The organism is Bacillus sp. MUM 116 (genome assembly GCF_001866655.1).
In the GTDB taxonomy this organism is placed as follows: Bacteria; Bacillota; Bacilli; order Bacillales; family Cytobacillaceae; genus Neobacillus.
The window spans coordinates 55,233-73,595 of record NZ_MLYR01000005.1 but is presented as its reverse complement, the minus strand read 5'-3'; the positions used below and the strand labels follow the sequence as shown (position 1 = coordinate 73,595).

Genomic DNA, 18,363 nt, shown 5'->3' with positions numbered 1-18,363 from the left:
TTATTACATCCTTACTTTATCGAAATCTTCCTATGAAGTAAAAAATTAAAGATAAAACAATGCTAACGATGATGGATGAAACGATTGGGAAAAAGAATGTCGCATTCCCTTTCTTGATGACAATGTCGCCCGGAAGCTTACCCAGATGCAAATATGGCATTAGGAAACCAATAATAAAAATAATGGCACCGATAATCATTAATGCTTTGGATAGTCCGGTCACTGTTCAGGCACCTCCATGCCAAAATGATGATACACAGCCTGGGTTACAACTCTCCCTCTTGGTGTTCTTTGCAAAAAGCCAATCTGCAGGAGATAAGGCTCATACACATCTTCAATTGTTTCAGCTTCTTCCCCAATCGATGCTGCAATGGTATCAAGTCCAACGGGCCCGCCGCGGAATTTTTCGATAATTCCTTTTAGCAGTTTATGATCGATATGGTCCAAACCAAGCCGGTCAACCTGCAAGAGGTCCAATGCATCCTTTGCAAGCAGCAGATGAATGGTGCCGTTTCCCTTGACCTGTGCAAAATCGCGGATCCTTCTCAGCAGGCGGTTGGCAATCCTCGGGGTCCCCCGCGCCCTTCTTGCAATTTCCATCGCTGATTGCTCGTCAATTTCCGTTTCGAATAGTTCAGCTGTGCGAAGGACAATATTCTTTAATTGGTCTTCCTTATAATACTCGAGACGGCTTAAAACTCCAAATCTGTCCCTGAGTGGCGCAGATAACGAACCAGCCCTTGTTGTCGCCCCAACAAGGGTAAACGGCGGCAAATCAAGGCGGACGGAACGAGCACTAGGACCTTTTCCAATCACGATATCCAGACAAAAATCCTCCATTGCCGGATAGAGCACTTCCTCAATGGAACGGGGTAGACGATGGATTTCATCAATAAAGAGAACATCACCCGGTTCAAGAGCCGTGAGGATGGCAGCCAAATCGCCGGGGCGTTCGATCGCCGGCCCAGAAGTGGTACGAATATTTACTCCCATTTCATTGGCAATAATGACCGCAAGTGTAGTTTTCCCCAATCCCGGCGGTCCATATAAGAGAACATGATCAAGTGATTCTTTCCTTTGTCTTGCTGCCTCAATAAAAACCTCGAGATTTTCTTTTACTTGGGTTTGGCCGATATATTGTTTTAAGTTCTGCGGTCGGAGACTTTGTTCCATACTTATTTCGTTCTGATTCGCTTCACTCGAAATAATTCTTTCCTCCATGAATCATCACCTTATTTTAAAAGCCGCTGCAAGGCTTTTTTAATGTATTGGTCGGTTGAAAGTGTTTCTTTTTGCAGTTCCGGAGAAATCTTTTTGATTTCCTTTTCGGAGTAGCCGAGGGCTTTAAGGGCGAGTATGGCCTCTTCCAATGCGGTGTTTTCTTGTTTCATTTGTTTTGCTGCAAATTGGTCGGCATTAAATAGATTTGGAAAATAATCGGGAACAATGTCCTGTAATTTCCCTTTTAAATCAAGAATCATTTGTCTCGCTGTTTTTTTACCTACTCCCGGAAATTTGACTAGAAAGCCTTCATCTTCATTTTCGATAGCTGAAACAACCTGCTGCACTTCACCGGAGGCAAGAATGGCAAGCGCACCTTTAGGTCCAATCCCGGAAACATTTAATAATTTGGTGAAAAGTCTTTTCTCTTCTCTTGTAGTAAATCCGTACAAGGCCATCATATCTTCTCGGACATAATGGTAGGTATAGACCGTGACCATCGTATCCATTTTACCAGAGTATATAAACGGGTTAGGAGTTGAGATTTGATACCCGATTCCGCCGTTTTCAATGACAATATATTCAGGCCCGACAAATTCAACGGTCCCTTTAATAAATTCAAACAATGCTCTTCTCTCCCCAAGTTGGACTAAATTTCATTTTATCATAAAAATTCAGGGGTTTTGAAGAAAATTACCTAAGTTTGCTCTGAACGCACATAAATTGCTTCGGTACGCAAATAAACTGTTTTTTAGCGAAAAAAAACAGGCTGATTTACGGCATCAGTCTGATTTTCACATTGAAATATTAATTTTTTGACGTTACCTTTGTCGAGTAATGCTTGAAAGTTTCCAATACTTCTACATATCGATCCTTTGTTTTGATGGGAATTCCTTGCAGAAGTTCTTCCTGTTTTTTACTTTCAAGTTTCTTAATATCTATTTGAAAAAATGATTGGATAATTCTTGAGAGTCCCGGTCTGCCGTTAAAGATGGTCAACACCCCTTCATTCGTGATACCGAAATAACCATTTGCTTTTAGCAAAGGAGAAATATCATCTACTTTTTTACGAAAAACGAATTTTTCTCCATCTCGTTCAACGAGTTGCCATTGATCATATTTTGCCCAAAAATTTTCAGGTGACCAGCTTGTTTCTTGAACCACTACTTCACTTATTTCCCCGTCCAAATATACCCTTTGTAAAATAACCGTTAATTGCAGAGGCTCCGTCGATTGCTGTTCAAGATGGTTCTCTTGAGTTGCAGCGGATCCAGTCATGTACACACCAGGGACCATTTCAAAAACAATAGCTAGCAAACAAGCTATTACCATCCATTTGAACTTCATACAAAATCACCTCTTTATTATAAGTCTTTCACTCATAGTTTAGCCTTTTTTTCCCTTTTTATCCTTACTAACAAATAAAAAGGGTAAAGCGCCTGGCTTTACCCTTTTTCATTAGATAAGAAAGAAATTCGGCTTCGAGAATTGTCTTCTCTTTTTAAGGTATTTGTTTACCTTCAAGAAGCTCATTGGTTGTATTGCGATCACGACTGAAGGTTCCTTCATCTGTGATGACCGATACCTTTTTACCATTCACGTATGGTTTTACCGCTTTTTGGACCGCTCTTTTTGTTTCAGCCGCACGGCTATGGTCAACTAAATCAATCGTAATCAATACCGAATTGCCATATATAACGGAATGAACATTTTGGACGTTGTTCACTGATTCTGCTTTTTGCTTAATCTGATTCGTAATTCTTCCAAGCGTTGCCGAATCATGCGCAGCTTCATTGCCTGTATACCTCACATTTAGGTGATTGTGATAATTGACATCCCCTGTACTAAATCGATTGTCCCTCATGAAAAAATTATGGTCATGGTTTGCAAGAGGTTTCGTTGGATTCGGAGGGTTACCATTCTCATCCCTCGTTTGAAGCACCTGTCTCCGTTGATCCCTTTGAAACTTCCCCTCACCCCCAAGCGTATGATCCATCATTTCTGTCAGTGGTCCATCGTTATCTATAAGAAACCCATTAGTATTATTTGGATGTTTTTCATTTGAGTAATACCCCATCGGACGTGCTACATTGTTAATGTTATTGTTATTATTAACCCCAGCGCGATTTGAATTCGCACAACCTGCCAGCCCCATGATGCACAGGGCAGAAAGAGGAATCATCCACGGTTTCTTGTTCAAGCGAAAAACCCCCTCGAAGAACATCATGAGCATTTAAAATGCTCATTCTTAGGTTGTTCCTCAAAGGGATTTTCATTCTCCCAGTATGCGGAACCTTTTCGGAAGTTAGACCATTTTTTGCAGATGATTGAAAAACTCCTTACGCAAGAAAAACTGATTCATCGTTAAATCCATCACATACTTCGTTTTGGAAGGCTGTGCATGAAGATTTTCTCTAATCAATCGATTCCATTCACGAAAAATATCGGATGGGTATGCTAACGCATATAAAAAAGCTTTTTCCTGTAAAAACTTTTGCATTGGTTCAAACTCGGCAAGCTGTTCAAACGACCAGTCTAGATATGGCAAAATTCGATTTGCATATTGTAAATAGTCCAAGACATTAGGTCCAATTTGAATTAAATCAAAATCAATTAAATGTAATGTTCCGGAAACTTCCCGCAAGAAATTATGGTGTGCAACATCACCATGAAGAATCACAAAAGGTTCTTTTTCAAAAAAGCAGCTGTTAGCTTTAATTCCGTCTAATGACCATTTTGCCCAATCCAACAATTCTGTAAGAAATGTTGGATTGATGAAATTCTCTAAAACAGGGAGATTATTTATAAAGATGGCCGAACGCTCCTGCCATTTTCCAATAATATCACCTTTTGGAATTAATGTTCGGTACCGTGTCTCGAATGCTGCGGTAACCTTGTGAAATTCTTCTAAAAGCTTCAAGCCCTCAGATATGTTTTCTTTTGTATGATATGAAAATGAAGTTTTATGTGGTTCAAGATACTCAATCACACCATAATGGGTGCCTTCAAAAAAAAGTGCTTCTTTAGCAGGCTGAACAAACTGATAGGTTTTGCTAAAGCCTTCATTTTTTAAGGTCGTTGTAAAGGTTTCCTGCAGCTTAAGTTTTTTATTGGAGCGATAACCTTTAATGATATAGGTATTTTTTCTTGTTTTAACATAAAAAACTTTCTTTCGAATGGGAACAAATTGCTTTATTTTTTCATTGAATTTGGATTGAAAATAAGAGAGGAGACGATCCAAATAAGCATCGTCTCCTTTTTTGTTAATTTTCGTCATTGCTCTCATCAACAAATCGGGGCATCCCGTAGGCTCCTTCCAGTCCAATCCCGTAAGGATTCATATACGGAGGTTGAGCGACATTGACTGGTCCGGTATATGGCGGGCTGTAGATTGGTGGAGTTGTTGGGACAAAATTTGTTGCAGCCCCTTTAGCGGGTCCGCCACATCCACAATCCCCCATTGCTCCTGTTCCAACAGGCAATCCCTGGGCCGGACTGCCAACAGTTCCCGTCATTTCCGTTACTTCAAAAGATCCCCCCATTGGCGGGTATCCATAAGGAGTTTGCCCATATGATGCGCCCGCTCCATATGGAACTCCACCTGAGGCAGGGTTTACCCCACCAGGTGCTACCGGATATTCTCCAGGATTCCCCAGCTGTTGACCAACAGGGTATCCTGCTTGTGGGTATCCCGCTTGTGGGTATCCTGCTTGTGGGTATCCCGCTTGTGAGTATCCTGCTTGTGGGTATCCCGCTTGTGAGTATCCCTCCGGCATGCCTTCAGGGTACCTTTCCGGATATCCTACGGGTGCTGACGGGTATCCTGCAGGTGCTGACCGATATCCCGCAGGTGCTGCCCCTGGATAGCCAGCAGGTGCTGACGGGTATCCCGCAGGTGCTGCCCCTGGATAGCCACCGGGTGCTGACGGATATCCCGCAGGTGCTGCCCCTGGATAGCCACCGGGTGCTGCGCCGGGATTGACCTCAGGGTAACCTGTTGGTGCTGCCGGTCCTGCAAGCATTTGCGGATATCCTCCTGCCGGATATTGCGCAGGATTTTGTACTCCCATTACAGCACCGGGATTGTATCCCGGATTCATTACCGGCATTTGCGGCATAAAAGATGATGATTCATCATCAAAATGTGGTACAAACGGTGCTCCTGCAACGGTTGGTGCAACACCATGCACAGGATAGGTTCCAGGATAGGCTCCTCCCACGGGTGTTCCTGGATTTCCTGGATAACCGGCTATTTCTCCCGGATATCCTCCAGGCATTGCTCCCGGATATCCTCCAGGCATTGCTCCCGGATAACCTGGATAACCAGCTATTTCTCCTGGATATCCTCCAGGCATTGCTCCCGGATAACCTGGATAACCAGCCATTTCTCCAGGATAACCACCCCCTTGTGCGTATGGCATGCATGGCTGCGGGTAAAATTCCAATGGCGGGCAGAATCCAGGTCCGGGCATTACCGGTGTAATCGGAACACATGGTTGTTGGATCGGTACTTCCACTGGAGGCAGTGGTATAGGTACTTCTTTTTTCGGAACTTCTTTCACTTCTGGTAAAATATTTGCCGGTTTTGGCGGAAGTTCCGGCTTAACCGTCATATTTGTCATGTTTGACATATAATAATTATTAATATCGATTTCTGGGACAACTGGGAGAGGCATTTTTGGAGTATAAGGTGTTTTGGGTGCTTCTTTTAAAATTGGCTGTTCTTTGATTGGCACTTCTTTAATCGGCGCTTCTTTGATTGGCACTTCTTTGATTGGCATTTCTTTAATCGGTGCTTCTTTGATTGGCATTTCTTTTACAATAGGCTTTTCCTTGGCAAATGGGTGCTCGACAATCGGCATTTCCTTCTTAGCTCCTAAATTGATGGCAGCTTCCGGTTTCCCTACAGGTGCTTCTTTCTTTACCAATCCCCCTGTTGTCGGGACTTTTACTTTCATACCGGGCATTATCATATCAGGGTTGCTGAGCTGGGAATTCATTTTTTTCAGCTCTTCAAAATTCACGCCGTACTTCTTGGCGATCTTCCAAAGAGTATCCCCTTTCTGTACGATATGGATCTTCACTCTGATTTCCCTCCTATGGCATAAGTCCATATAGTCTATGTGAAACTGGGCAAAGTGGAACAATCTTCACAAAAACTTATGCTTTTTTTGGGGAAAATATGAATTGGACCATTTATGAATTATTTTATATGTGCTGATGCGGTGAATTTTCAATTCGCGGATAAAATGCCTTGATTCGCGGATAAAGTATGCAAATTCGCGGATAAATTTAAAAAATTTGCGGATAAAACATTCCGTATTAAAAAAAGGGATACATTCTATAAAAATGCACCCCTTTTTAATACTTATTTATGAATTTGCCAGCATTTTATCTAAAGCTAATTTCGCATTTAGGGCAATTTCTGCATCAACCTTAATAATATTATGATTTGAAGCATCCTCTAAAGTGTCTAAACTCCAAACTAAATGCGGTAAATCAATCCGGTTCATGGTAAGACATGGACACATATGTGGATTTAACGAAATAATCTTTTTATCCGGATGGGTTTGAATAATCCGGTTAACAAGGTTCATTTCCGTTCCAATCGCCCATTCAGATCCAGGTTCTGCGTTTTCAATTGCATTGATAATATAACTTGTTGATCCGGCCAAATCTGCCAATTCGACAACTTCCCGGCGGCATTCCGGATGAACAATAATCTTCATATTAGGATGTTGATCCCTTACGTCAATAACATTTTGAATTGTGAAATTTTCATGTACGGAGCAATGCCCTTTCCAGAGAATGACCTTAATTTTTGAAACATCATCTTCAAACTCTAGTGTGTTTGTGATAGGGTTCCAAATCGCCATTTCATCCAAACCTACCCCTAAATCGAAAGCCGTATTTCTCCCTAAATGCTGATCGGGAAGGAAAAGAATCCGTTCCTTCTGGGTAAACGCCCATTTTACCATCGTATGGGCATTTGAAGAGGTAACAGTTGCACCGCCATGTGCTCCTACAAAAGATTTAATGGCTGCAGTTGAATTCACATAGGTTAATGGGAGAATCGTGTCTCCAAATATCTCACGAAGCTTTTCCCAAGCCTGTTCCGTTTGCTGGATATCGGCCATATCCGCCATTGAGCAGCCCGCCCGCATATCCGGTAAAAAAACTTTTTGCTGCTCACTTGTCAAAATATCAGCAGTTTCGGCCATAAAATGAACACCACAGAAAACAATAAACTCCGCTTCCTTGTTTTCTGCTGAAAGCTGTGCCAGCTTTAAGGAATCACCGGTAGCGTCAGCAAACTGAATGACCTCATCTTTTTGGTAATGATGTCCCGGTATAAACAACTTTGACCCGAGTTTATTTTTCACTTCTCGTACTCGTTCTTCCAATACTTCTCTGGACATCTGTTTATAAATTTCCGGTATCATTCGATTTTTTTGTAAGGTTGCTAGAATGCTCATCATATTTCACCCCTTAGTTCCATTTCACTTTTACACTAATATCAAGTGCTTTATACGAATGGGTTAAAAAGCCCAGCGAGATATAATCCACACCTGTGTCCTGATAGGAAGCTAGATTGCTTAATTGAATTCCGCCGGATGCTTCTGTAATAATCCCGGCAGGTACTAATTTGATCATTTCCTTAATTTCATCCGGTGTGCGGTTATCAAACATAATCACATCCGCTTTCGCGTTTACTGCTTCGATTACCTGTTCTTCCGTTTCTACCTCGACCTCTGCCTTTACCATATGCCCTGCTTTCGCCCTTACGGCTTCAACTGCCTTTGTAATGGAACCTGCAAAAGAAATATGATTATCTTTAATCATGATTCCATCATACAACCCATAACGGTGATTAAAGCCTCCCCCACAGCGAACAGCATATTTTTCAAGCATTCTTAGTCCCGGTGTAGTTTTTCTTGTATCGCAAATTTTTGTGTGTTGGCTATTTAAGGTTGTTACCGCCTTGTTTGTTAAGGTTGCGATCCCGCTCATCCGCTGCACCAGGTTTAGAACGACCCGCTCTCCTTTTAATAGGTCAGCAATTTTTCCGGTCGCTGTTGCGAGCTGCTGGCCTTTTTCAATCGCCTCGCCGTCTTTTACAAAAACTTGTGTCGTTATTTCAGGGTTTAGGACCTGAAAACCTGTTCTAATGATTTCTTCTCCGCAAAAAATCCCATTATCTTTAGACAAGAAGACTATTTCCCCATTGGTATCATCCGAAAAAATTAAATCGGTTGTGATATCCTGTTCTCCGATATCTTCAATAAAAAATTGTTCAAGTTGCGAGCGCAGTTTCAATGTGTTCATTCTTCTTCTCCACTTCCCGTTTTTGAATGATTGATATTTTTAGCCAATTGTTATCATCCTCAAAAGGATAATCACTTCGATAATGGCCACCGCGGCTTTCCGTTCTTTTTAGGGCTGAGTATGTGATTAGTTTCGCAATTGTCAGCATAAACATTTTGTTAATTTCATCAATACTGTATGAGTCAAAGCTCTCAAGGGCATCCCATTGATTCAGCCATTCTTTTTGTTTTTTCAAATCCAGTTCATTGCGAACAATACCAACCCGTTCCATCATTAATTCTTTTAAAATCTGGACGTCAGGCAGGTTTAACATCTTTGGATTCGTTGAAAAATACGTAATGGTTGTTTCGTTTAGCTCCATCTTCGACGCATTTAGCCATTCTGACAGTTTTTCACCTTGAAATAAACCTTCTAACAAGGAATTGCTGGCTAACCGGTTCGCTCCATGAAGACCGGTGCAGGCTGACTCGCCTATGGCATATAGTCCGTCAATGGAGGTACGCCCAATTAAATCCGTTTTGATGCCCCCCATTAAAAAATGACATCCGGGAGCAACCGGAATTCTTCCCTCCGAAATCGCGACTCCATTCCCCTCACAATTAGCAGTAATAGTAGGAAATCTTTTTGCAAAATCATTAATTTTACTTATATCCAAATAAATTTTGATTCCTTTTTTTAAATAGCTATAAATGGTTTGTGAAACAACATGCCGTGGAGCCAAGTCTTTTAATGGATGGATTCCTTCCATAATAGGGGTTCCATTTTCTGTCACCAGGATGGCACCCTCGCCGCGAACGGCTTCAGAAATTAATCCTTTTGTTTCACCGTTTATATATAAGAGTGTTGGATGAAACTGGATAAATTCCATATCAACTATTTCAGCACCAGCTAAATACGCCATTGCAATTCCATCACCGCTGACAGTTTGAGCGTTAGATGTATACTGATAAAGTTGACCGCAGCCTCCCGTTGCCAGAATGACATGGTTTGAGTAGTAATACTCAATCGTCCCATTTAATTTTTTCGCTTTGATACCTGTACATCGGTTATTTTTTATGATTAATTCATAGGCGAAAGTGTTCTCTTCGATTTGGATGTTGTCTTCTATCTGGCTAATGAGATATTCCATAACGTTTTTACCAGTTGCATCTCCGCCCCCGTGAACGATTCTTTTTTCACTATGGGCCCCTTCCATTCCAAGCAGTAACCCACCATTTTGATCCTTGTCAAAAACATTATTTTGGTTTGAGAGATTCTTAATGAGCTTTGGTGCCGCATTAATGATTTCCTGAACATTTTCCGGATGATTGTGGTATCTCCCCGCCTCGAGTGTATCTATAAAATGCTTGTCGGGATGATCCTGAGCACCAAGCGCAGCAGCAATCCCCCCTTGAGCCAGGTATGAATTTGCAGTGCGCAATTTTGACTTTGTGATAATTCTCACATTTAATTCCTTATTTAATCGGACAGCCAGCTGTAAAGCAGCTACTCCGCTTCCAATAATTAACACATCAGTACTTGTCATGTTTTGACCCTCCTGGTTTTACAGGTGTCTTGACATATATATTTACACAGAATTACACTAATAGCAAGTATTTTTTACTAGGAAAGCGGAAGCGCCCGTTTAGCGACGTATGGGCTGGAGCGAGGCGACTGAGATAAAGGAAACACGAAGAGCGTTAGCGCATTCGTGCTTGACTTATCGTAGGGAGGCGAGTGAAGTACACTAGTCGCTGGGCGCTGGAGCTAGACAGTAATCAAAATTCGAAGATATATTCTAAAATAAAAAACTTAGGAGATTGTGATAATGATATATTTTGATTTCGCAGCTACGACTCCATTAGATAAGGATGCTGCTGAGGTTTACCTACAGGCAGCCACAGAGTTTTTCGGGAACTCAAGTAGTCTCCACGATATTGGCGGGAGTGCTTCAGCACTGCTGGAAAATTGTCGTGAAGAGTTAGCTGGTTTGGCGAATGTGAACAAAAATGGGTTATTTTTTACGAGCGGTGGATCTGAGAGCAATTTTTTAGCTATTGAAGCATTATTGTCCGCTCCGAAAAAACAAGGAAATCATATCATTTCAGGTATGGCAGAGCATTCGTCGATTCATAGTGCTTTAAATCGGTTCAAAGGTTTGGGATATGAAATTACGTTTCTTCCTTTAAACTCATTTGGGTTGATCAATATAGAAGATTTGATGGAGGCTATCAGACCTGAAACGATTTTAATCACAATACAACATGTTAATTCGGAGATTGGAGCGATCCAGCCAATTGAAAAAATCGCGCAAATTTGCCTGGAAAATAACATTCATTTTCATAGTGACTTTGTTCAGTCTTTTGGAAAAATGAATCTTTCCAAGGTTGCTCCGTTAGTCAGCAGCTTTTCTTTTTCGGGCCATAAAATCTATGGTCCAAAAGGGGTTGGCGGTGTTTATCTTGATCCAAGCATTTCATGGCGGCCCTTTTTCCCAGGAGGTTCGCATGAGAAAGGATTCCGGCCTGGAACGGTTAATGTTCCTGGCATTGCTGCAATGACCGCGGCTGCTCAAAAAATATTTCATTCAGTTTCGGGGGATTTTAATCATTATGTGAAGCTTCGTAAAGCATTTTTAGAAACTCTTGGAACGATTGAGCAATCGGTTCAGGTTTTTGAGGCGAAGGAAAATGATGCTCAGCTTCCATCCATTGTTGGTCTGCGAGTTGCGGGGATTGAGGGGCAGTGGATGATGCTGGAAAGCAATCGCAAGGGATTTGCGATATCGACCGGAAGTGCCTGCCAAGTTGGGATGCAGACTCCTTCGAAGATTATGAAGGCAATGGGGGTTAAGGATGAGCAGGCAAAGGAATTTATTCGGATATCATTTGGGCGGTCCACGACGGATAACGATGTTTTAAGGCTTGGGGATGCACTCGTTGGGATTGTTAAAGAATATAAAGGCACATCAGTTATTTAATGCCGCAAAATTATGTTATGCTAAAATAAAAACGATAGATATTTAGTGACGGAGTGAAACACCAAAACCATAGGAGGATTATATGGAACAAAAGAAAATTCTGGGAGAGGAACGGCGAACCTTGATTCTTCAGCTGCTTAAAGATAGTGCAGTGCCGTTGACAGGCAGTGACCTGGCAAACCGGACAAATGTCAGCAGGCAGGTCATTGTCGGAGATATTACCCTTCTCAAGGCAAAAAACGAACCAATTATCGCCACAAGTCAAGGCTACCTTTATTTACATCAAAATGCCGGTGCCCCTTCATTTGAAAGAACAATTGCCTCATTTCATAAACCGGAAGATACGGAAAAGGAACTAAACCTGCTGGTGGACCATGGGGTTTTAGTGAAGGACGTTAAAATCGAACATGCCATATACGGAGATCTAACGGCATCCATCATGGTGGCAAACCGGAAAGAAGTCAAACAATTTATGGAAAACTTGAAATCTACAAAAGCGGCATTATTATCGGAATTAACAGACGGCATCCATCTGCATACGATTTCCGCTCCAACGGAAAAAGCACTCGACGATGCAAAGGCAGCCTTAAAAAAAGAAGGATTTTTAATGGAATCGTAAAAAGATCCGGAATCAATTTCCCGGATCTTTTTTTAAAACTCTGAAAATTTAAGAGCAGCGACATCCAACTTAATCCAAATCCACAAGCAACGAAGGATAGCTTCCTAAAACCGTTACCCCGCATCCAAGCGCCTCTAACTCAGCGATCGCTCCCGGGATCAATACCTCATCAAGCTTCATTTCAATATCAATGATGAAAAAGTAATTACCGATACCTGTCTTCATCGGTCTTGATTCAATTTTTGAAAGATTAATTTTTCTCCAGGCGAAAGCAGATAACACCTGATGAAGCGCTCCGGCATGGTCGGCCGGTAAAGTCACCATGATGGTCGTTTTATACGAAGCATTAACTGCCTCCATCAAAGGGATATCCACTTCTTTGTTAGAAAGAATAAAAAAGCTGGTTTGATTAAAGTCAAAATCATGGATATTTTTTTGAACAATCTCCAGCCCGTATTCCTTAGCGGCTAATTCATTGGCAATCGCCGCTGCCTGCCATTCCGGATGGTCCATCACCATTTTCGCCGCTGCAGCGGTGGAATTAACACTTTCAAACGGTACGCCTTTAAACTGCGTATGTAAAAACTTATGGCATTGGGCAATGGCATGCGAATGGCTGTAAATATGCTTCACATCCTGCCAATGATTTTGATTTGAAGGATGTACCATCAAATGCTGCTTAATGGGAATCGTAATTTCTCCAACAATCGGGATATCCACTACCCTCGTTAAATAATCCAGGGTAATATTTACAGACCCCTCTAGGGCATTTTCAATCGGAACAACCGCCAACTCCACTCTTCCATCGGCAACCGCATCCATGCATTCAGGAATTGTCCGGAACGGTTCAAGTTCATCTCCTGAAAAAACACTCATCACCGCAATCTCGGTAAACGTTGCCTTTGGTCCTAAGAAACCTACCTTCACTTTTCTCCACTCCCTTGTTGTCATATCTTCTAAAAAAAGAAAGCTGAGAGCAGCTTTCACAAGGAACAATCCTGCCCCTTATGCACCTGTTCCCAGCACTTCAACATTCTCTACAAATTCGAGTTTTTTTAATTCAGTTAATAACTCATCTATTTCCATGGTCATATTCCCAGTATTCATGGAAAGTGTCACATTCGCCCGTCCCTGCAACGGAATAGTTTGGTGAATCGTTAAAATATTACAACCTGACGAAGCAACAACACTTAGCAGATTCGACAGGGTACCGGAGCGATCTTCCAAATGAAAAAAGAGCGAAACCAATTTTTCTTTTTTAATTGAGGAAAAAGGAAATACAGTATCCCTGTATTTATAAAACGCGCTGCGGCTTAAATCGGTTTGCTGAACCGCTTCCTGAACGGATTCCACCTTACCGCGTTCGAGCAATTCCTTTGCTTCTATCGTTTTTTTCATTGCCTCCGGGAGAACATCCTCACGAACCAAATAGAATTTTTTCTCAGCTCTGTTCCTCTTCATCTCTATACCTCCACCCACCAGGAAGCCTACTCTATAAATTCAAATTCAAACTCCAACAATTTGACGATATCCCCATCTTTTGCTCCTCTTTGCCTTAGGGCATCATCCACCCCAAGACCGCGAAGTTGCCGTGCGAAACGACGGACGGATTCATCCCGGGAAAAGTCGGTCATTTTAAAGAGCTTTTCAACCTTTTCACCAGTAACAACAAATGAACCATCCGGCTCTCTTGTGATTTTAAAGTTATCAGGATCCTTCTCATGCTTATATAATACACGATGAACGCCAGTATCCTCCTCTTCATGCTCAAGAGGGAATTCCGGTGTCTCCTCTATTTTATCGGCAATCGCAAATAGTAAATCACGAAGCCCTTTTTTCGTTAAAGCTGATATTGGAAAAATTGGATAATCTTCCTTCAAACACTCTTTAAACTTCTGCAGATTTTCTTCGGCTTCTGGCATGTCCATCTTATTGGCCACAATAATTTGCGGTCGCTCCGTAAGCCTTAAATTATATTCCTGCAATTCTTTATTAATCGTCAAATAATCCTCGTACGGGTCCCTGCCTTCCATCGCTGCCATATCGATGACATGAACAATGACACGGGTCCGTTCAATATGACGTAAAAATTGATGGCCGAGACCGACACCTTGGTGGGCACCTTCGATTAGACCAGGCAAATCGGCCATTACGAAGCTGCGGCTATCTTCTGTTTCCACCATGCCAAGGTTAGGAACAATCGTCGTAAAATGATACTCGGCAATTTTTGGTCTTGCCGCAGAAACAACTGATAATAAGGTGGATTTCCCAACACTTGGAAACCCAACAAGCCCGACATCAGCGAGCAATTTTAATTCAAGAATAACATCGCGCTCCTGCCCAGGCTCACCGTTCTCGGCAATTTCCGGAGCCGGATTAGCTGGTGTCGCGAAGCGGATATTCCCCCTGCCGCCGCGGCCGCCTTTCGCAATAATGGCCCGCTGCCCATGCTCAACAAGGTCAGCAATGACTTCTTTCGTTTCTGCATCCGTTACAACGGTTCCCGGTGGTACTTTAACTACCATATCCTTGGAGTTTTTACCATGCATGCTTTTCGACATGCCATGCTCCCCGCGCGTCGCCTTGAAGTGACGCTGATAGCGGAAATCCATTAATGTGCGCAAACCTTCTTCGACGACGAATACGACGTTCGCACCCTTTCCACCGTCCCCGCCTGCAGGACCGCCATTCGGAACATATTTTTCACGGCGGAAGGCGACCATTCCATTACCGCCATCCCCGCCTTTAACATACACTTTCACTTGATCGACAAACATTTGTTGTAGACCTCCCGTCTGTATTTAACAAACTGATACACTGACGAGAATCGCAAAGCTCTAGCCTTTTTTTAAAAAAGGCATGGAAACTTCTAATGCGAGTTCGTTATCTGTAAATTCCTTTATCTCATGGACCAATTCAGGTCCTTTCGAATCTGCAAGGAATTGTTCAATCAGTTCTCTTTTTATTATTATCCCGCTAAAATCGAAAAAGAAACGAGTCTCATTGATTTGCGGATCGATGGTAATCGATAAATGGTTTTCAGCAAATACTTCAATCGCTTTATTTAAACTCAAAAACAATGACTTTGTCCAATTTGTAAGCAAGTCGTCATTAATTTTTTTAGAATCCGTATCGGAAAGAACCTCAAATTCTAACTGAAAATTGTGGTTATCCCAATTGGATTTTAAAAGCAGCGATGCAAACATCGGCATCTTTAAATTGGAGAGCTTTGATTCTTGCTGAGACTCAATTACGATTTCATTGATGATTTCTTTAACCCGATCAATTTTATTTAAATCTAAATTTCCTTTTATCAATTGCAGCCGGTTTAACCAATCGTGCCGCGTATGCCGAAGCACTTCAACAATATCTAAATCCTTCATTCCCTGCACTCCCACATAAATTGTCCGATATCCGTTTTCTGATAGTATATCAAAAAAGTAAGCATGAGTAAGCTATTTTTGCGAATTATGTCCATATGAGGAAAAAAAGCGGCCTTTTTGAAGAAGTACTCAAGGAGTTCGGATGCATTTCACATCGATAACGGTAAATGACCAATTGGTAATTTTTTCTGACATCTGCAAAAATAAAACTCTAACCAATCCGGTTAGAGTTTTATTAAAGGCTTAAGCTTCTTGAGCTACTGGATAAACGCTCACTTTTTTGCGGTCGCGACCTAAACGTTCGAATTTAACAACGCCGTCAACTTTTGCAAAAAGAGTGTCATCTCCGCCACGGCCTACGTTTTCACCTGGATAAATCTTTGTACCGCGTTGACGGTAAAGGATTGAACCACCAGTTACGAATTGGCCATCAGCACGCTTAGCACCAAGGCGCTTTGCGATAGAGTCACGTCCGTTCTTTGTAGAACCTACTCCCTTTTTAGATGCAAACAACTGAAGATCTAATTTTAATAACATTTATTCCACCTCCTGCTTTTTGAAGGTAATTTTTATGTGCGTTCCGTACTCTTCTTCAATCGTTCGTAATGAAACGACCATACCTTCGAGAAGAATTTGGATTTTCTCATGAATGTCAGCTGATAAATGATCAGGAATGACACAGCGGAGAAAACCATCTCCTTGTTCAATCACCGGTGTCACGCCCGTTAAAGCATGAACCGCATTGATTGCCCCAACAGATACAGCAGATACGCCTGCACAGACGATATCCTTGCCGCGGTCAGCAAAAAAAGCATGTCCGCTTATTTCGAATGATTGAATTTCACCGGAATAATTACGATCAATCGTAATTCCAATCATCTATAGCTCAACACCTTACGCGTTGATTTTTTCGATGACTACTTTAGTGTAAGGTTGACGATGACCTTGTTTCTTACGGTTGTTTTTCTTTGCTTTGTACTTGAAAACAATGATTTTCTTCGCACGGCCTTGTTTTTCAACTTTAGCTGTAACAGTAGCGCCTGCAACAACAGGGCTTCCTACTTTTACATTTTCACCGCCAACGAAAAGAACCTTGTCAAAAGTAACCGTTTCGCCAGCTTCTGCATTTAATTTTTCAATGTAGATTGCTTGGCCTTCTTCAACTTTCAATTGCTTACCGCCAGTTTCGATAATTGCGTACATGAACTGCACCTCCTTATAAACTCAGACTCGCCATACACAGGCGCTTATGCTAAAGCATAAAACTTACTACCTGCTCTGTGCGGTTGTAGCACGGGTGCTACAAACATAACATTAAAATATTAACATATTCGAAACAAAAGTGTCAATATAAATCGCCAGCTTTTTGGGCAATTTCACTTTCATCTCCAAATTGTTTTAACAAATAATAATGGCTTTGTTTTGGCTGGATAGAAAAGTAAACTTTAAAATGTAACGATTCCATTAAAAATTCAAGATGATCTTCTAATGCTTCTTTTACCCTTTTTGTTGTTTCTACTAGGACTGCCTCAAAATCCCCAAGGCGGTGTTCGAATAATTCCCGCTCCAGTCGGAATGCTACTGTTTCCGGACTTAAAATCTGCCCAGTCCCCTCACAAACCGGACATTTTACTGTTAATGCTTCTGATAAGGAAACCTTTGTTTTTTTCCGTGTCAGCTGTAAAATACCAAGCGGAGTATAGCCGATCAATTTAATGCGGTTTTCGTCTTTATTTTTTTCAAAAACATCCAGTATCGATTGCTTCTCCCACTCCCGATGCATATCAATAAAATCAATTAGGACAATGCCTCCTATATCGCGAAGTCGGAGCTGCCGGCATATTTCCTGTGCTGCCAGCTGGTTTGTTTTTAACACTGTTTCCTGATAGTCGCTTTTACCGGAAAACTTGCCGGTATTCACATCAATAATCGTTAATGCTTCAGTTTCATCAAAAATAAGGTATGCCCCATTTTCGAGCCATACGACCCTCTTGAGTGCTTTCTCGATTTCACGCTCGACCCTGTTTACCGAGAAAATATTTTCTTTCCCGCCATAATAGCTTATCGTAACGTTTTCTTTGTGATTGTGTTCATCTAATTTCTTTTTCAATAAAAGATCGTCCGTGATGACTTCGCCGTCCTTCATTTTGACCATCATATCGAATAGCATTTCAACAAAGGAATCTTTTTGAAAAATCAGTCCGGGCTTTTTTAACGCTTCTGCCTGCTTTACTAATTCAATATTTTGAAGTCGTAGCTTTTCAAGTTCTTGATGAATTTCTGCTTCGGTCACATATAAGCTTGAGGTTCGAAAAATGATTCCTTCTTCCTCTGTCTTAAGGTGTTGGCCAATACGACGGAGTCTGGATTTCTCATTTTCATCGGCAATTTTTTTCGATACCGCTACATAGCGCCCTTGCGGAATGAAGATGAGGTGATTCCCTTGGATTTCAATAATGCCTGTCACCCTTGGTCCTTTTGTACCGGTAGCATCTTTGTTGACCTGAACAAGGAATTTTTCGCCTTGATGTACAAAGGAGGACACCGTCCTTTTTTCCTTGTTTTTGTCCTGTGATAACACATAGGAAGGCAATAGATCCCGATGCAAATAAGCATTTTTTTCTCCGCCGATATCAATAAATACGGCATTCATTCCAGGCAGTACTTTTGAAACGGTCCCATAATAAATATTACCGACCAAAGAACGCTGCTCTGGCCGGTCAAATACCATTTTTTCAACCCGATGGTTCCGGATGTAAGCAAATCTTTTTTCTCTTGATTGATAGTTGATGATTAATTGATCCAATCGAGCGGCCCCACTTTATTTATGATGCATTTATTATACTCTTTTTGGA

19 protein-coding genes, 2 pseudogenes and 1 other annotated feature are annotated in these 18,363 nt (G+C 41.7%); of the genes and pseudogenes, 3 read left to right on the top strand and 18 right to left on the bottom strand.

Going from position 1 to position 18,363, the window contains the following annotated elements:
- Positions 1-16 precede the first annotated feature (16 nt).
- The 6 genes from BIV60_RS01605 to BIV60_RS01580 form a co-directional block, all read right to left on the bottom strand.
- Positions 17-223: a DUF2905 family protein gene (locus tag BIV60_RS01605; protein ID WP_071353998.1), complete on the bottom strand. Its 207-nt coding sequence runs from the start codon at positions 221-223 to the stop codon at positions 17-19.
- The gene (ruvB, locus tag BIV60_RS01600; protein WP_071353997.1) at positions 220-1,221 is read right to left on the bottom strand and encodes a Holliday junction branch migration DNA helicase RuvB; all 1,002 of its coding nucleotides are present in this window, start codon (positions 1,219-1,221) and stop codon (positions 220-222) included. The genes BIV60_RS01605 and ruvB overlap by 4 nt, the downstream gene beginning before the upstream one ends.
- A gap of 11 nt (positions 1,222-1,232) precedes the next feature.
- Positions 1,233-1,847: a Holliday junction branch migration protein RuvA gene (ruvA, locus tag BIV60_RS01595; protein WP_071353996.1), complete on the bottom strand. Its 615-nt coding sequence runs from the start codon at positions 1,845-1,847 to the stop codon at positions 1,233-1,235.
- A gap of 181 nt (positions 1,848-2,028) precedes the next feature.
- Positions 2,029-2,568, bottom strand: coding sequence for a BofC C-terminal domain-containing protein (locus BIV60_RS01590; protein ID WP_071353995.1), 540 nt, complete (start codon positions 2,566-2,568; stop codon positions 2,029-2,031).
- Between the two features lie 154 nt (positions 2,569-2,722).
- Positions 2,723-3,421 carry a YhcN/YlaJ family sporulation lipoprotein gene (locus BIV60_RS01585; protein WP_071353994.1) on the bottom strand — a complete coding sequence of 233 codons (699 nt, stop codon included), beginning with the start codon at positions 3,419-3,421 and terminating at the stop codon, positions 2,723-2,725.
- Positions 3,422-3,526: 105 nt separating this feature from the next.
- Positions 3,527-4,507 carry a phosphotransferase gene (locus BIV60_RS01580; RefSeq protein ID WP_071354050.1) on the bottom strand — a complete coding sequence of 327 codons (981 nt, stop codon included), beginning with the start codon at positions 4,505-4,507 and terminating at the stop codon, positions 3,527-3,529.
- 1,409 nt (positions 4,508-5,916) lie between these two features.
- Here BIV60_RS01580 and BIV60_RS30805 point away from each other — a divergent pair.
- Positions 5,917-5,994, top strand: a pseudogene (locus tag BIV60_RS30805) (hypothetical protein); the annotation flags it as partial.
- 176 nt (positions 5,995-6,170) lie between these two features.
- Here BIV60_RS30805 and safA read toward each other — a convergent pair.
- The 4 genes and pseudogenes from safA to nadB form a co-directional block, all read right to left on the bottom strand.
- Positions 6,171-6,335: pseudogene (gene safA, locus BIV60_RS30800) on the bottom strand (SafA/ExsA family spore coat assembly protein); the annotation flags it as partial.
- A gap of 258 nt (positions 6,336-6,593) precedes the next feature.
- On the bottom strand, positions 6,594-7,697 hold the full coding sequence (nadA, locus tag BIV60_RS01570) for a quinolinate synthase NadA (RefSeq protein WP_071353992.1): 1,104 nt from the start codon (positions 7,695-7,697) through the stop codon (positions 6,594-6,596).
- Positions 7,698-7,710: 13 nt separating this feature from the next.
- Positions 7,711-8,547, bottom strand: a complete 837-nt coding sequence (gene nadC / locus BIV60_RS01565) for a carboxylating nicotinate-nucleotide diphosphorylase (RefSeq protein ID WP_071353991.1) — start codon at positions 8,545-8,547, stop codon at positions 7,711-7,713.
- Entirely contained in the window at positions 8,516-10,072 is a 1,557-nt protein-coding gene (gene nadB / locus BIV60_RS01560; protein ID WP_071353990.1) for an L-aspartate oxidase, read from the bottom strand. The genes nadC and nadB overlap by 32 nt, the downstream gene beginning before the upstream one ends.
- 282 nt (positions 10,073-10,354) lie before the next feature.
- On the opposite strand from nadB, the gene BIV60_RS01555 reads away from it, so the two are divergent.
- Positions 10,355-11,506 carry an IscS subfamily cysteine desulfurase gene (locus BIV60_RS01555; RefSeq protein ID WP_071353989.1) on the top strand — a complete coding sequence of 384 codons (1,152 nt, stop codon included), beginning with the start codon at positions 10,355-10,357 and terminating at the stop codon, positions 11,504-11,506.
- Between the two features lie 82 nt (positions 11,507-11,588).
- Complete coding sequence (locus BIV60_RS01550) at positions 11,589-12,125, top strand: transcription repressor NadR (RefSeq protein ID WP_071353988.1); 537 nt, start codon at positions 11,589-11,591, stop codon at positions 12,123-12,125.
- 69 nt (positions 12,126-12,194) lie between these two features.
- Here the strand turns inward: BIV60_RS01550 and pheA are convergent, their stop codons facing one another.
- The 8 genes from pheA to BIV60_RS01510 form a co-directional block, all read right to left on the bottom strand.
- Positions 12,195-13,052, bottom strand: coding sequence for a prephenate dehydratase (pheA, locus tag BIV60_RS01545; RefSeq protein WP_071354049.1), 858 nt, complete (start codon positions 13,050-13,052; stop codon positions 12,195-12,197).
- A gap of 78 nt (positions 13,053-13,130) precedes the next feature.
- Complete coding sequence (locus BIV60_RS01540; RefSeq protein ID WP_071353987.1) at positions 13,131-13,586, bottom strand: ACT domain-containing protein; 456 nt, start codon at positions 13,584-13,586, stop codon at positions 13,131-13,133.
- Between the two features lie 26 nt (positions 13,587-13,612).
- Complete coding sequence (obgE, locus tag BIV60_RS01535; protein ID WP_071353986.1) at positions 13,613-14,902, bottom strand: GTPase ObgE; 1,290 nt, start codon at positions 14,900-14,902, stop codon at positions 13,613-13,615.
- Between the two features lie 60 nt (positions 14,903-14,962).
- Positions 14,963-15,508, bottom strand: a complete 546-nt coding sequence (locus BIV60_RS01530) for a Spo0B C-terminal domain-containing protein (protein WP_071353985.1) — start codon at positions 15,506-15,508, stop codon at positions 14,963-14,965.
- A gap of 243 nt (positions 15,509-15,751) precedes the next feature.
- Entirely contained in the window at positions 15,752-16,045 is a 294-nt protein-coding gene (gene rpmA / locus BIV60_RS01525) for a 50S ribosomal protein L27 (RefSeq protein ID WP_071353984.1), read from the bottom strand.
- Positions 16,046-16,387 (bottom strand): ribosomal-processing cysteine protease Prp, encoded by a 342-nt coding sequence (locus tag BIV60_RS01520; RefSeq protein ID WP_071353983.1) that lies wholly within the window; start codon positions 16,385-16,387, stop codon positions 16,046-16,048.
- Positions 16,388-16,402: 15 nt separating this feature from the next.
- A complete protein-coding gene (gene rplU / locus BIV60_RS01515) occupies positions 16,403-16,711 on the bottom strand; it encodes a 50S ribosomal protein L21 (protein ID WP_071353982.1) in 309 nt (102 codons plus the stop codon).
- A gap of 13 nt (positions 16,712-16,724) precedes the next feature.
- Positions 16,725-16,806 (bottom strand) — a sequence feature (ribosomal protein L21 leader region).
- A gap of 47 nt (positions 16,807-16,853) precedes the next feature.
- Positions 16,854-18,314, bottom strand: a complete 1,461-nt coding sequence (locus BIV60_RS01510) for an Rne/Rng family ribonuclease (protein ID WP_071353981.1) — start codon at positions 18,312-18,314, stop codon at positions 16,854-16,856.
- Positions 18,315-18,363 lie beyond the last annotated feature (49 nt).